This is a genomic window from Phyllobacterium sp. LjRoot231, assembly GCF_964253365.1.
GTDB lineage: Bacteria > Pseudomonadota > Alphaproteobacteria > Rhizobiales > Rhizobiaceae > Phyllobacterium.
Window position 1 is genome coordinate 2,840,311 of the sequence record NZ_CAXUQT020000001.1, and the last position, 14,423, is coordinate 2,854,733.

Genomic DNA, 14,423 nt, shown 5'->3' on the forward strand with positions numbered 1-14,423 from the left:
CGCGCCCTCACTGTCCAAGCCAGGGGCCAAAGCGCCGGAAGGGCAGGCCGAGGGCATAGCTGAAGACAATCACGGAAAAGAGGGTCAATCCGCCAACCAGAAGCAAGGCGGGTCCCGGGCGCATTTTTGTGCTGGCGAATGCAGCGAGAAGACCAGTAAGAAACAGGGAAGGAACGAACCCAAGACCTCGAACGGTCAACCCGAACAGGATCGGGGCCGGCAAAATGAACAGCAGACCGCGCCAGGCGATCGGCCCCATCGGCTCATGCTCGATCTGGGTGCCCTGGATGAGGACGATAATGCCAAGGAGCACAAGTATTCCCGCCAGAACCAGCGGAAAATAACCTGGTCCCATGCGGAAAGCTGTTCCAAGCTCGAGGCCATAGGCCTGTATGGCGAAGAACAAGCCAACGAATATGAACAGTAGACCGCAAATCAGATCGCGCGAGCTAAAACTTAAGGATTTCATACGTTTCCCCACCGTTTGACGGCGCTTTTTGATGAAACGGATCAGGAGCGTTCTACTGTTCCTGACCCACTGTCAATTAATCAGCGTATTGACCGGCAGCCTCGATAACGGGCTTCCAGCGCGTCACTTCGCTTTCCAGCTTCGATTTGAGACCTGCGGGCGTCGCTTCCGCATCAGTCACCGGCACAGTGCCAAGTTCAGCAAATCGAGCGATGATGTTGGGGTCTTTCAACGCTTTTTGCAGGGATGCTGACAGCTTTCCGGTAATTTCTGCAGGTGTTCCCTTCGGCGCATATATGCCGTGCCAGATACCGACCTGCATTCCCGGCAAGCCACTTTCCGCGACAGTTGGAATCTCTGGAAGTGCGTCCAGCCGTTTGGCCGATGTCACCGCATATACCTTGATCGTATTGCCCTTTATTTGCTTCAGCGTGTTGGTTGTCTGGTCGCACATCAGATCGACCTGCCCGCCAAGGAGATCAGTCATGGCTGGGCCCGTGCCTTTGTAAGGAACCGTCACCAGCGATGTCTTGATCTCGCTCATGAACAACATGCCGCAAAGATGTGAGGCTGCGCCGATACCGGCATTTGCCAGGGTGATCTTGTCGGCATTTGCCTTGACGTATTCAATGAGGCCTTTGAGATCTGTCGGCTCGAAATCTTTCTTGGCAACAATAGTCATTGGGACGTCTGTGACGAGTCCGACATATTCAAAGGCGTTCAGCGTGTCATAGGGCAGCTTGCGATATAGCGTGGCACTGGTTGCCATGCCGATATGATGTAGCAATAGCGTATATCCGTCGGGATCTGCTTTCGCTACCTGAGAGGCTCCGAGCGTGCCGCCGGCGCCGCCGACGTTTTCAACGATAATCTGCTGGCCGAGGTCCTTTGACATGGATTCAGCAACGAGGCGCGTCACAGTGTCGGTGGGGCCACCCGCAGCGAATGGCACGACCATGGTGATGCTGCGTTCAGGATAGCCTTGGGCACCTGCTGTGCCAGAGATCAGAGCGAGGGCTGCCGTGGCAGCCAGTGAAATAAACAGTTTGCGCATTAATGTTCCTCCCAGAATAATCCATATGAACGAACCAGCGCCGATGGCACCGCCAGCGCCATTTTCCTCCCGAGTATTGGCAGCGCCATTTTCGAAGCGCAGCATTTGACCTATCGGACGCAACGATAAGGGGTCTGTCAAGTAATTCATGGATTTCGCTGATTTTTTTGACAATTCTACTGTGAACAGGGCCGCAACGCTCTTTTTGGTATATGCATTGTTCGTACGGATTGAATGACCAGAGGTGATGACGATGAGCAAACAGGCAAAAACCGCCAACAAGCCGCAGACGTGGACGGAATCAGCGCCTTTGCTGGTGGACGTCGCCATGGGTCGCAGTCATGCGGATCTGGTCGTGCGCAATGGCCGTCTGGTCAGCGTCTATTCCGGCGAAATCATTGCAGGCGTCGATATAGCCATCGTGGCTGGGCGCTTTGCCTTTGTCGGTCAGGGCGCAGAACATTGTATCGGTCCGAAAACGAAGGTCGTTGACGCGGGCGGCCGTTATCTCGTGCCGGGCCTTTGTGACGCTCACATGCACGTCGAAAGCGGCATGGTCACGGTGACGGAGTTCACGCGCGCCGTCATTCCCCATGGGACGACCTCGATGTTCATCGACCCGCACGAGATCGCCAATGTGCTAGGGCTCGATGGTGTCCGGCTGATGCATGATGAGGCGCTTGCCATGCCCATCAATGTGCATGTGCAGATGCCGAGTTGCGTTCCATCGGCGCCGGGATTGGAGAATGCAGGCGCGTCCATCAGTCCGGCAGACGTTGCCGAGGCGATGACATGGCCCAATATTATAGGGCTTGGTGAGGTGATGAACTTCCCGGGCGTTGCCAACAATGATGCAACCATGCGCGGTGCAATTGATGCGACAGTCAAGGCCGGAAAAACCATCGGGGGACATTTCGCCTCGCCTGAGCTCGGCCGCGCCTTTCACGGCTATGTTGCGGGTGGCCCTGAAGACGATCACGAAGGCACACGGATGGAGGATGCCATAGCCCGCGTGCGCCAGGGTATGCGGGCAATGCTGCGTCTTGGATCCGCCTGGTACGATGTTGCCCGGCAGATTAAAGCGGTTACGGAGCAGGGCCTCGATCCACGCAATTTTATCCTGTGCACCGATGACAGTCATTCCGGCACGCTTGTGAACGATGGTCATATGGACCGCGTTGTTCGCCACGCGATTGCCCAAGGTTTGAAACCTGTGACAGCGATCCAGATGGCAACACTCAACACAGCGCAGCATTTTCGGCTGGAGCGGGAGATCGGCTCGATTACGCCGGGCCGTCTCGCCGATTTTCTCATCGTGTCGAACCTTGCAGAGCTCACGATTGATCGTGTTTACGCCCGCGGGACGCTCGTTGCGGAGAAGGGCAAGCTCGTCGCGGATATTCCAGCCTATGACTATCCGGCATTTTCCAAGAATACGATCAAGCTCGGCAAGAAACTGCAAGCCAGGGATTTCGACATCAAATCGCCGAAACCTGCCAAACATGTCACCGCACGCGTTATTGGCGTGATCGAAAATCAGGCGCCGACAAAAGCGCTGGAAGCGGAGTTATCCGTTTCAGACGGCATCGTTCAGATGGACCGCCGGAATGACGTCTGCCAGATCGCGCTTGTCGAGAGGCATCGTGGCACAGGAAAGGTGGTCAATGGCTTCGTTTCTGGCTTCGGCTATACGCTCGATTGCGCGATGGCCTCGACCGTCGCCCACGACAGCCACCACATGATCGTCGTCGGCACTAACAAGGAAGATATGGCCAAGGCTGCCAATCGACTTGGTGAGGTTGGTGGTGGTGTGGTGCTGTTCTCAAAAGGCCGCGAACTCGCCATGGTAGAGATGCCGATCGCGGGTCTTATGTCCGATCAACGCGCGGAAGTAGTTGCGGCGAAAGCAGACAAACTCGTCGGTGCCATGCGCGCCATGGGTTGCAGTCTCAACAACGCCTATATGCAACATTCCCTGCTGGCGCTGGTGGTCATTCCGGAATTGCGTATTTCGGATGTCGGCATTATCGATGTCAGAACATTCGAGAAGGTTGACCTGTTCCTATGACTGCATTCATAAAGGCCGTGGATCGCGCGACAGAAAAAATGCGCGCGCTATTCCCGGAAACGCCGCTCCAACTCAATCACTATCTCTCCCATAAATACGGTGCGCAAATCTGGCTCAAGCGCGAAGACTTGTCGCCGGTGCGGTCCTACAAGATCAGGGGTGCGTTCAATTTCATCTCTCATTATTTGAACGAACATAAATCGGAGAACGCATCCTTCGTTTGTGCATCGGCCGGAAACCACGCACAGGGTTTTGCCTTTATTTGCCGGTATTTCGGCAAAAAGGGCGTTGTCTTCATGCCGGTAACAACGCCGCAGCAAAAAATCGACAAGACCCGCAGTTTTGGCGGCGAGTTCATCGAGATACGCCTCTTCGGCGATATTTTTGACCAATGCTATGCAGCAGCACAGGATTATGCCGCCGAAACTGGCGCTGTCATGGTACCGCCCTTTGATCATATAGATATCATCACTGGACAGGCGACCGTCGCACATGAGATCGCCACGCAACTGCCGGACAAACGCAAGCCCGACTTGATGATCTTGCCAGTCGGCGGAGGTGGGCTTTCCGGCGGTGTTACGCGCTATCTGACCGATCTCGGCTGGGAAACGCGCTTCCGCTTCGTTGAACCTGCCGGTGCGCCAAGCCTGAAGCGCAGTCTCGAAGCAGGCAAACGCGTCAAACTTGATTCTGTCGATAACTTTGTGGATGGCGCAGCTGTCGCTGAGATCGGCCGCGAGAACTTCAGACTTCTCAAGGGCTTCACGGCGGATTCTGTAACTCTTATTCCGGAAAATCGCCTGAGCTCGACTATTCTCGAAATGCTCAATGTCGAAGGCATCGTTGTGGAGCCGGCAGGTGCTCTCGCCATTGATGCGCTCAAGGATTTCAAGAAGAGCGATATCAAGGGCAAGCGGATTGTGCTGGTTATTTCCGGCAGCAATTTCGATTTCGAACGCCTACCGGAGTTGAAAGAGCGGTCACTGCGCTATGAGGGGCTGAAGAAATATTTCATCTTCCGGTTTCCCCAACGGCCCGGCGCCTTGCGTTCGTTTCTTGACTTGCTCGGACCAGAAGATGATGTCGCCCGATTCGAATACCTCAAGAAGTCCGCACGTAATTTCGGCTCCGTGCTCATCGGTATCGAAACCAAGAACAAGGTCAATTTCGACACGCTGTTCAAACGTTTTGACGAGGCAGGGTGGGCCTATCAGGACATCACTGATAACGAAACCATTGCCGGATTGATTATCTGAGGGGGCAAATGACCACCTGGATCATCCTGTTTCGCGGTGTCGGCGGTGATACGTTGCTCCCCGTGCAGCCATTGAAAGCGGCTTTGGTCGAGGAAGGTTTTGAGTCCGTCGTAACCTACATCAACACCGGCAATGTCGTTCTTACCTCAGACGATACGCCAAAGCGTATCGTTAAGCGTGTGGCTACGATCGCACTGGAGCATTTTGGCTTCTCCAAGCACATCATGGTCGTTAGTAGGGCGGAATGGGCCAAGCTCATCGCTAACAATCCGTTCCCACAGGCTGTGAGTGAACCGGCCAAACTTCATGCCTATGTTCTGGAGCGGGCACCTGATGCAGAGGCGGTGAAGGCGTTGGAGCAAAAAGCAATAGGGCCGGAGCAGTTCGAGATAAGAGGCAGGGTGCTGTATTATTACACACCGCAAGGCGTTTCGAATGCAAGACTGCACCCTAAGATTGAAAAAACATTGAAGATTGCAGCTACAGCGAGAAACTGGAATACAGTACTCAGGCTGGCCCATTTGGCAAAGCTACTGGGAAGGGATGCGAAGTGACCATCTATATTGTGCTTTTTCGTGGCATCAACGTCGGCGGCAGCAAGAAAGTGAAGATGGAAACGCTGCGGAACGTGCTCGTTGAGGCGGGCTTCGAGGGTGTGAAAACCTATGTCCAGAGCGGCAATGTCGTTCTCAGATCCAACAAGACGGCGCGCCAGATTGCCGAGACAATTTCGGGCATTTTTTCGAAAACATTCAGTTTTGAATCGCGTGTCTCCATCCGTAATATTGATGAATGGAACTGCATGATCGCGAAGAATCCTTATCCCCAAGCGGAGGAAAATCCAAAGTCGCTTCATGCCGTCATCCTTGATGACGACCCGACTGACATCGCACTGGATAATTTTGCCAGCAAGGCGATCGAAACCGAAAGTTTTACTATCAGGAACCGCATACTCTATCTGTATACGCCTGATGGTTTCGGTACGTCCAAGCTCGCTCTCGCGCTTGATAGGGTACTGAAAGTGCCGCTCACTGCGCGTAACTGGCGTACCGTTTTGGCTCTTCAGGAATTGGCAGCGGCAGTCTGATCGGCAATGAGCCCTTCCAGCACACTGAAAATACGCGGGTCGGCGCACTGCGCTACGTTAAAACGCATATAGGAATGGGCGGCCTTCGACTGGCTGAACACATTGCCTGGCGCAAAAATGATCCCTTCCGCCAGCCCGCGCTGTGCGATTTTTACAGCATCCACGCCGTCCGGCAGTTTGCACCACAGGAACATGCCACCGCGGGGTTCGACCCAAGGAATTATGCCAAGTGGCTTTAGCTTGGCGATTGTGTCACCCATGCTCCGCGCGAGTTGTGTGCGCAAGCTGTCCATATGCTTGCGATAGGTTCCATCCTTCAACATGGACAGCACAAGTTCTGCAGCCAGACGCCCCCCGCCAAAGGATGTAGCGATGCGCAGGTCCACCAGCCCTTCGATCCAATCGCGTCGTGCAGCCACGAAACCGCAGCGAACAGATGCCGACAGCGATTTGGAAAAGCTGCCAATATGCACGACCCGGTCGAGGCCATCGAAAGCTGCCAGCCGTGGCGCTGGTTCATGTTCGAAATCGGCAAAAATATCATCTTCGATGATTGTCAGACCGTGCTGTTCGGCAAGCTTGAGCAGCCGATGGGCGACGACGGGTGCAAGCACTGCGCCAGTCGGGTTATGCAGGGCGGAATTGGTGATGTAGAGGCGAGGGCTGTATTCCGCGACCACTTCGGCAAAATGGTCGAGGTCGGGACCATTCGGTGTGTATGGTACGCCGATCACCTTGGCACGATGCGCCTTGAGTAAGGCGTGGAAATTGAAGTAGCAGGGGTCATCGACGATCACCGCATCGCCAGGTTCTATAAGGAATCGGCAAAGAAGATCGATTGCCTGCGTGCCCGACTCCGTCAACATGATCTGATCGGCTGCGGCCTCAATGCCATGTTCACTCATGCGGCGTGCAAGCAGTTGGCGCAATGGTTTCAACCCGAGCGGCGATGCATAGTCGGTGAGGGAGGACTTATCCGCCCTTGCCACGGCGCGCAGAGCGCGGCGAATTCCTGCTTCAGGCATCCATGACGAGGGCAGCCAACCACAGCCGGGCTTTGCCATGTCGTCATTTGCATCGAGCGATGTGCGCGACACCCAAAGCGGGTCAATGGCATGGTCCAGCCGCGGCCCGATTTCTGCCAGTGACAAAGGCGGCAGGTGACCAGCGACATAAAAACCTGATCCGCGCCGGGACTGAATGACACCTTCGGCCGCGAGCCGGTCATATGCTTCGACAATTGTCGATTTGGATACCGACATCGTCTCGGCAAAGCTTCGGATCGAAGGCAGTTTCGCGCCCGGTGTAAGTGTGCGCCCCGCAATGCGTTGGCGAATCTCATGCGTCACGCGATTCACCAGTGTGCTGCTTCCTCCCAAAAATCCAAGGGTTTCATCCATCTGTACTGCTCATCATGCCATGACAGTTTGTTTATATTGTACTGCACCGTATCTGGCAAATCCACTGTCTAGGGCCGATACAGCGGACAATGTGATCGCATGGCAGGAAAAAATATGGACAAGGTAACGAGCGGCTGGATCAACGGATTTATCGGCGTGCTGATTTTCAGCGGGTCGTTGCCGGCGACACGTGCAGCCGTTGCCGGCTTCGATCCCATATTCGTGACCGGTGCTCGTGCCACGATTGCGGCCGCGCTGGCGCTTGCTCTGCTACTTGCCTTCCGTGAAAAGCGCCCAACGAGGACGGATCTCGGTCCGTTGTTTATAACTGCCATGGGTGTCGTTGTTGGCTTTCCACTCCTGACCGCACTGGCGCTCCGGCACATCACGTCTGCCCATTCCATTGTGTTTATCGGTCTTCTGCCGCTTGCGACCGCCATTTTTGGTGTCTTACGCGGCGGTGAGCGCATGCGTCCTATGTTCTGGCTGTTTTCCTGCATCGGCAGCCTGCTCGTTGCCGGATTTGCATTGACGCAGAATTTCGCCGCATCACTGACCGGGGATCTGTTGATGTTTGCGGCAATTGTCGTTTGCGGTCTTGGCTATGCAGAGGGTGCCCAGCTGTCGCGCAAACTCGGCGGTTGGCAGGTGATCTGCTGGGCGTTGGTCCTTTCGTTACCAGTAATGCTGCCGTTGACGCTCTATGTTTTGCCGCCAGATTGGAGCGGCATCAACCAACCCGCCTGGTTTGGCCTTTTCTATGTCTCGCTGTTTTCGATGTTGATAGGTTTCATCTTCTGGTATCGCGGACTGGCGCAGGGCGGAATCGCCGCTGTCGGTCAGCTGCAATTACTGCAACCCTTTTTCGGTCTTGTTCTCGCAGCGACACTGCTGCATGAATCCGTCAGTTGGCCAATGATCGCCGTCACTATCGCGGTGATTTTATGTGTCGCGGGTGCCAAGCGCTTCGCCAAATAGTTGGACCATTTTGCGCCGCACAATAAAATCGTTTGCTTTTTGGCGCTGATGAGCCCATATGCCGTTCAGGCGCTTGGACCGGTCACCCCGGTATTCCGAACCAGGACTTGTGGCGTCTGAGACCCCCGCATGATGCGGCGGGCACGGCTGCGCAAGTCGCATTGATCCTCTGGCCCCACGCCAAGAGTTCTTCGCGTCTCGTCGTTCATCCAAATATTGTTGCATGCAGGTTGCGCCCTGCGATGCGTTGTGTGGCCCGCGAACATTCGCGTCTGGCCAATGAAAGAAGATTGAATTGGAAACTATTGAAACAAACGGCTTTGCCGCCATGGGTCTGAATGCCGTCCTGCTCAAAGCAGTTGAGGCGGCCGGAATGGCTACTCCCAAGCCCATCCAGGCACAGGCTATCCCGGCACAGCTTGCTGGTCAGGATATTCTTGGCATCGCCCAAACAGGTTCCGGCAAGACAGCGGCTTTCGCCCTGCCGATCCTGCAGAAAATCATCACCATCGGTGACAAGCGCAAGGGCAAGACCGCACGCGCATTGGTTCTCGCTCCAACCCGCGAACTTGCCGTGCAGATCGAAGAGACCTTCCGCACGTTAGCAAAAGGCGCGCACATTTCGACCGCACTCGTTCTTGGCGGTGTCTCGCGCATTGCGCAGATCAACAAGATGCAGGCTGGCGTCGATGTCTTGATTGCAACGCCAGGTCGTTTGACCGACCTTGTGCGTGATAACCGCGTCGATCTCTCGGAGACGCGCTGGCTCGTGCTCGACGAGGCTGACCGCATGCTCGACATGGGTTTCATCAATGATGTGAAGCGCATTGCCAAGGGTACTCATCGCGATCGCCAGACGGCGCTGTTCTCCGCGACGATGCCGCAGGAAGTGGCAACATTGGCTGCTACCCTGTTGCGCAATCCTGTCCGCGTTGAAGTTGCGCCACAGGGCACAACGGCTGCCGAGATCAAGCAGGTCGTGCACATGATTCCGACCAAGCAGAAGAAGCAGGTTCTCTCCGCCATGCTCAAGGACGAGGCCTTGTCTTCGGTCATCGTCTTCACCCGGACCAAGCATGGTGCTGACGCCGTTACACGCGTTTTGGAAAAGGACGGCTACAATGTTGCGGCCATTCACGGTAACAAGTCGCAAAATGCACGTCAGCGTGCGTTGAATGGCTTCAAGGATGGTTCCGTACGCATTCTGGTCGCAACCGATATCGCTGCTCGGGGCATTGATGTCGTTGGCATTAGCCACGTGATCAATTTCGACCTGCCTGACGAGCCAGAGAGCTATGTTCACCGTATCGGTCGCACGGGCCGTAACGGTGCATCGGGTAATGCGGTTACGCTGTATGATCCGGCAGAGGAAGCATCCAAATTCAAGGCTGTCGAACGCGTTACGCGCATGCGCCTGCCACTAGCAGACTCGCCGATCGACCTTTCGAGCCTGCCTGCTCGTGCCGCCAACAGCGACCAGCGTCCGCCACGCCGTGAAGGTGGCAATGGCGCTCCAGGCAAAAAGCCGCATCGTGGCCAGTCTGCTGGCAAGCCGCGTGAATCACGGGGCGAAAAAGTATGGAGCAATGATGGCGGTGCCCCCGCACAGAAGCGTCCGTTCCGCCGGAACAAAAAAGGCTTTGGCGCAAGGGCAGCTTAACAGCTCTCACTGACATTTTATCGGGCCGCCGGCACACTGTGCCGGCGGCCTTTCTATTTGCGTCCCCGAAACAAATATCCGCATATCGTCCGGTTTGAGAAATTCTATGCTTGAACGGCTTGCCCGGGACAAATAGGTTCAAGCCAAGCAGAATGAAGGACTTGGCCTATGTATGATTCAGTGATCGACACCATCGGAAACACGCCGCTTATTCGTCTCAAAAAGGCTTCCGATCTCACTGGCTGCGAAATCTACGGCAAGGCCGAATTTTTGAATCCCGGCCAGTCGGTCAAGGATCGCGCGGCGCTCTATATAATCCGCGATGCGGAAGAGCGTGGACTTCTGCGGCGGGGCGGCGTGATTGTCGAGGGCACAGCAGGTAACACGGGTATCGGGCTCACTATGGTTGCCAAGACGCTTGGCTACCGCACCGTCATCGTTATTCCCGAAACCCAGAGCCAGGAAAAGAAAGATGCCCTGCGGCTGCTAGGCGCTGAACTCGTTGAGGTGCCTGCCGTTCCTTACAAAAATCCCGACAACTATGTAAAAGTCTCCGGCCGCCTTGCTGAGCAGATGGCAAAAACCGAACCGAATGGCGCAATCTGGGCCAATCAGTTCGACAATGTCGCCAACCGCCAGGCGCACGTGGAAACTACAGCGCAGGAAATCTGGCGCGATACGAATGGCAAGGTGGATGGGTTCATCTGTGCGGTTGGCTCGGGCGGCACATTGGCTGGCGTAGCGCAAGGGCTGAAAGCCAGGGATGCGACAATCAAGATCGGACTTGCCGATCCACTCGGCGCGGCACTTTTCTCCTACTACACCACCGGCGAATTCAAATCCGAGGGAAGTTCCATTACCGAAGGCATCGGACAGGGCCGTGTTACCGCCAATCTTGAAGGTTTTACGCCCGACTTTTCCTATCAGATTCCGGATGCAGAAGCGCTTGAAATTGTCTTCGATCTGGTCACGGAGGAGGGGCTGTGTCTGGGGGGATCATCGGGGATCAATATCGCCGGCGCGATCCGCATGGCGCGGGATATGGGACCGGACAAGATTATCGTGACGGTGCTCTGTGACTACGGCAACCGATATCAGTCGAAAATGTTCAATCCGGAGTTCTTGCGCTCCAAGGACTTACCCGTTCCGGCATGGATGGAAGCAAAGACAAGCATATCTGTTCCATATGAGAATAAATCCTGATGGCTTACGATACGGCAATTCTTTTCCGGGACGATTCTTATCTCAAGGAAATTGAAGCGACAGTATTGGCGATAAACGACCGCGGCGGCATCCTGACCGACCGAACTGTGTTTTATGCCACATCTGGCGGTCAGCCCGGCGACACCGGCCTCTTCCTTCGTGCTGACGGCTCAACGATGACCATCGCGGCAACGGTCACCGGTGAAACCAAGGAAGAGATCATCCACGTGCCGGCGCTCGATCAGATGGTTCCTTCTATCGGCGAAAAGCTGCTTCTGCGCATCGACTGGGACCGGCGCTACGAGCTGATGCGGATGCATACGGCATGCCATCTGCTCAGCGTTGTTTGTCCGTTTCCGATCACTGGTGCCGCGGTTGGCGAAGATGACAGCCGCGTGGATTTTGATTTGCCTGATGCGGGCGTGACCAAAGAAAGCATTACCGAGAAGATGATGGAACTGGTCAACGCCAATCATCCGGTATTCACACGATGGATTACGGATGAGGAATTGGCTGCGAATCCTGGCCTGATCAAGTCCAAGAATGTACGGCCGCCAACAGGGACGGGGCGTATCAGACTGGTTTGTATTGGCGAGAATGCTTTGGTGGATTCGCAGCCCTGTGGCGGAACACACGTTGCGACTACTGGTGAAGTTGGCGCGATCCACATCGGAAAAATCGAAAAGAAAGGCAAGGAAAACCGGCGGTTTCGTATCCGTTTTGGTCCTTTGCCAGAGGGAGTATGAACGTGGCAGACAAGAGCCCCTTTGTGGTTTCACCCGATTGGCTGCAGGAAAGACTTGGACAACCGGGTCTCAGCATTCTTGACGCTTCATGGTACCTTCCCGCTCAGAACCGGGATGCTAAAGCTGAATATGACGCAGCCCACATTCCGGGTGCGATTTTCTTCGACCATGAAGAGATGTCGGATCCGGATTCATCGCTGCCGCACACTCTACTCAAACCGGAAGCCTTCGCGGCAGCCGTAAGCAGCATGGGGATCACCAACGATGATACGATCGTCGTTTATGATGGACCTGGAATGGCTACTTCGCCCCGCGTATGGTGGATGTTCCGGACGTTTGGCGCAAAGAACGTCCTCATACTGGACGGCGGTCTCGATAACTGGAAATACGCGGGGAGGCCGGTCACCGCTGAGGTGACCAAGATCGCCCCTTCCGCCTTCGTCCCCAATTTTGACGCAGCCAAGGTTGCGAGCTTTGCCGAAATGCGCGAGATTGTTGAAAGCAAGTCACGGCAGATCGCCGATGCGCGCTCGGCTGGCCGCTTCAAGGGTGTCGATCCGGAGCCACGCGCAGGGCTGCGGTCCGGGCACATGCCTGGCGCACGAAATGTCCCGTCGTCGATCCTTGCTGACAAGGGATATCTGAAGGATATCAATGGTTTGAGAAAAGTACTCAATGACGCCGGTGTGGACCTGTCTCGTCCTGTTGTGACCAGTTGCGGTTCCGGCATCACGGCTGCGGTGATCACGCTAGCACTCGAATCCGTAGGCCACAAGGACAACATTCTCTATGATGGTTCCTGGACTGAATGGGGCGGGAACAAAGATACACCGGTTGTCACCGGTGAAGCTTAGCTCATGACCAAGCCGCGGATACTGAAGACGCGTGTTACGCATCTGGAAATGACGGATCGGCCGACACAATCCGTGCCGACGCCCGTTAGTTTTAAACTTGCGCTGATGCAGGCGACCAAGATTTCGCTGCCATTCTATCGCTTTCTTTATGAACAGGTTGGTAAGCCACATCATTGGTCCGTGCATCGTCACCTTAGCGATGAAGATCTGGCCGCGATCATCCATCGCAGCAATGTCGATATACATGTACTTTACGCCGACGGATCGCCAGCCGGGTTCTTTGAACTTGTTCTGGATGAGGAACACGGTGTTACCGAGATCCTGTATTTCGGCCTGGTGCCGGAGTTTCAGGGCAGGGGTCTCGCCAAGTTCTTTCTGAATGAAGCCATCTCCACCGCGTGGATGAGCAGCCCGCAAAAGGTGATCATCGAAACCAATACACTGGATAGTCCGCGCGCACTGCAAATGTATCAAAGAATGGGTTTTAAACCTGTCAGTTTTGCAGAAGCAGAAATCGAAGCTTGGAACTAAGATAAACAGTCTTCAACTCCGCCTTTTGTCCTATAGGCGATTCCCGAATACCCCTTTATAGACAAGTTATTGAGTGATTCCTGGGGGTAAGAATGAATTTGAAGAAAGTGTTGTGCGGCTTGACGCTTATAGCGCCAGGCTTGTTGGTTTCTGCTTGTCAGACTGATGATCTTAAGTTTACGAGAACGGGATCTGCAATTTATACGATCCCGGCAAAATCAGGTCACAAAACCGGGCTTTTAAGCAACTATATGGTCAACCCTGATTGCTCCAGTGGCAAAACTCCAGATTTCAAAGTTGTAACCGCCCCTACAAATGGCACGATTGATCTTTGGCGAGGGTCCGTTTCTCCATCATTCAGGCAAGGCCATCCGCAACAGAAGTGTAACGCACACAAAGTGGCGGCAGTTGGGGCTTTTTACACTTCCAGATCAGGATTTGCAGGTACCGACAACGTGGTCATTTCGAGTAAAGCACCCGGCAGTGATGTTTACAGTTACATCACTGTTCACATCAGCGTCACGAAATAGCGTTCTGCAAGAATCGGGTGGTTTCGTGCGAAATTTGGGTGTCTCCTTGTCTTAACAAAGGAGACATCCATGAAACCGATCCGATATATTGCGATGACAACAACACTGGCCCGTTATTATCAAGCGGGCGGAGTCGATGCGAACGGCCAGACTCCGGAAACGTATACTTCCGACGGTGATGGTGTTCCTTGCCGGCATTGTTTGCGGAATGTAAAGGCGGGCGAAAAGTACTTGGTCTTGTCGCACCGGCCATTCCCCGCACCGCAACCCTATGCCGAAACGGGCCCCATATTCCTGCACGCAGACGATTGTGAGCGTCACATGGAAACTGCGGAGATACCGGAGATGTTCAACGAGAACAGCGACTATATACTTCGCGGCTACTCATGTCAGGATCGCATCGTTTACGGCACAGGCGGTGTGATCACGACGGATAGAATCCCGAGCCGGGCTGAGGAGTTGCTGAAACGCGACGACGTTGCCTACGTTCACATGCGGTCAGCAAGGAACAATTGCTTCCAATGCCGCATTGAACTCGCATGAAAAAGGGCCTGGGCATTTTGTCCGGGCCCCTTCCATTTTATGCA

15 protein-coding genes are annotated in these 14,423 nt (G+C 54.8%); 12 read left to right on the forward strand and 3 right to left on the reverse strand.

The genetic code is table 11. The annotated features are described in order from the left end of the window. Positions 1-7: 7 nt before the first annotated feature. Together ACSQ3H_RS14030 and ACSQ3H_RS14035 are read right to left on the reverse strand one after the other, a co-directional pair. The gene (locus ACSQ3H_RS14030; RefSeq protein WP_436117617.1) at positions 8-469 is read right to left on the reverse strand and encodes a tripartite tricarboxylate transporter TctB family protein; all 462 of its coding nucleotides are present in this window, start codon (positions 467-469) and stop codon (positions 8-10) included. 76 nt (positions 470-545) lie between these two features. Next, positions 546-1,523 (reverse strand): tripartite tricarboxylate transporter substrate binding protein BugD, encoded by a 978-nt coding sequence (locus ACSQ3H_RS14035; RefSeq protein ID WP_436119448.1) that lies wholly within the window; start codon positions 1,521-1,523, stop codon positions 546-548. 253 nt (positions 1,524-1,776) lie between these two features. Between ACSQ3H_RS14035 and ade the strand changes: the two genes are divergently transcribed. From ade to ACSQ3H_RS14055, 4 genes are read left to right on the forward strand one after another with little or no spacing between them, the layout of a single operon-like run. Next, entirely contained in the window at positions 1,777-3,591 is a 1,815-nt protein-coding gene (gene ade / locus ACSQ3H_RS14040) for an adenine deaminase (protein WP_436117618.1), read from the forward strand. Then, positions 3,588-4,847: a threonine ammonia-lyase IlvA gene (ilvA, locus tag ACSQ3H_RS14045; protein ID WP_436117619.1), complete on the forward strand. Its 1,260-nt coding sequence runs from the start codon at positions 3,588-3,590 to the stop codon at positions 4,845-4,847. Before ade ends, ilvA begins: the two co-directional genes overlap by 4 nt. Positions 4,848-4,855: 8 nt before the next feature. Continuing rightward, complete coding sequence (locus tag ACSQ3H_RS14050) at positions 4,856-5,401, forward strand: DUF1697 domain-containing protein (protein WP_436117620.1); 546 nt, start codon at positions 4,856-4,858, stop codon at positions 5,399-5,401. Beyond that, positions 5,398-5,934, forward strand: a complete 537-nt coding sequence (locus ACSQ3H_RS14055) for a DUF1697 domain-containing protein (protein WP_436117621.1) — start codon at positions 5,398-5,400, stop codon at positions 5,932-5,934. Before ACSQ3H_RS14050 ends, ACSQ3H_RS14055 begins: the two co-directional genes overlap by 4 nt. Here the strand turns inward: ACSQ3H_RS14055 and ACSQ3H_RS14060 are convergent. Beyond that, entirely contained in the window at positions 5,910-7,334 is a 1,425-nt protein-coding gene (locus ACSQ3H_RS14060; RefSeq protein WP_436117622.1) for a PLP-dependent aminotransferase family protein, read from the reverse strand. The genes ACSQ3H_RS14055 and ACSQ3H_RS14060 overlap by 25 nt on opposite strands. Positions 7,335-7,448: 114 nt before the next feature. Between ACSQ3H_RS14060 and ACSQ3H_RS14065 the strand changes: the two genes are divergently transcribed. The 8 genes from ACSQ3H_RS14065 (at position 7,449) to ACSQ3H_RS14100 (ending at position 14,379) form a co-directional block, all read left to right on the forward strand. Next, positions 7,449-8,312, forward strand: coding sequence for a DMT family transporter (locus ACSQ3H_RS14065; RefSeq protein ID WP_436117623.1), 864 nt, complete (start codon positions 7,449-7,451; stop codon positions 8,310-8,312). A gap of 328 nt (positions 8,313-8,640) precedes the next feature. Beyond that, positions 8,641-9,972, forward strand: coding sequence for a DEAD/DEAH box helicase (locus ACSQ3H_RS14070; RefSeq protein ID WP_436119449.1), 1,332 nt, complete (start codon positions 8,641-8,643; stop codon positions 9,970-9,972). A gap of 168 nt (positions 9,973-10,140) precedes the next feature. Then, positions 10,141-11,175 (forward strand): cysteine synthase A, encoded by a 1,035-nt coding sequence (locus ACSQ3H_RS14075; protein ID WP_436117624.1) that lies wholly within the window; start codon positions 10,141-10,143, stop codon positions 11,173-11,175. Beyond that, positions 11,175-11,921: an alanyl-tRNA editing protein gene (locus ACSQ3H_RS14080; RefSeq protein ID WP_436117625.1), complete on the forward strand. Its 747-nt coding sequence runs from the start codon at positions 11,175-11,177 to the stop codon at positions 11,919-11,921. Before ACSQ3H_RS14075 ends, ACSQ3H_RS14080 begins: the two co-directional genes overlap by 1 nt. A 2-nt stretch (positions 11,922-11,923) precedes the next feature. Beyond that, a complete protein-coding gene (gene sseA / locus ACSQ3H_RS14085) occupies positions 11,924-12,775 on the forward strand; it encodes a 3-mercaptopyruvate sulfurtransferase (RefSeq protein ID WP_436117626.1) in 852 nt (283 codons plus the stop codon). 3 nt (positions 12,776-12,778) lie between these two features. After that, positions 12,779-13,306, forward strand: a complete 528-nt coding sequence (locus tag ACSQ3H_RS14090; RefSeq protein WP_436117627.1) for a GNAT family N-acetyltransferase — start codon at positions 12,779-12,781, stop codon at positions 13,304-13,306. Positions 13,307-13,398: 92 nt separating this feature from the next. Next, positions 13,399-13,836: a hypothetical protein gene (locus tag ACSQ3H_RS14095; protein ID WP_436117628.1), complete on the forward strand. Its 438-nt coding sequence runs from the start codon at positions 13,399-13,401 to the stop codon at positions 13,834-13,836. 69 nt (positions 13,837-13,905) lie between these two features. Next, entirely contained in the window at positions 13,906-14,379 is a 474-nt protein-coding gene (locus tag ACSQ3H_RS14100) for a DUF1203 domain-containing protein (protein ID WP_436117629.1), read from the forward strand. The last annotated feature ends 44 nt before the right edge of the window (positions 14,380-14,423 follow it).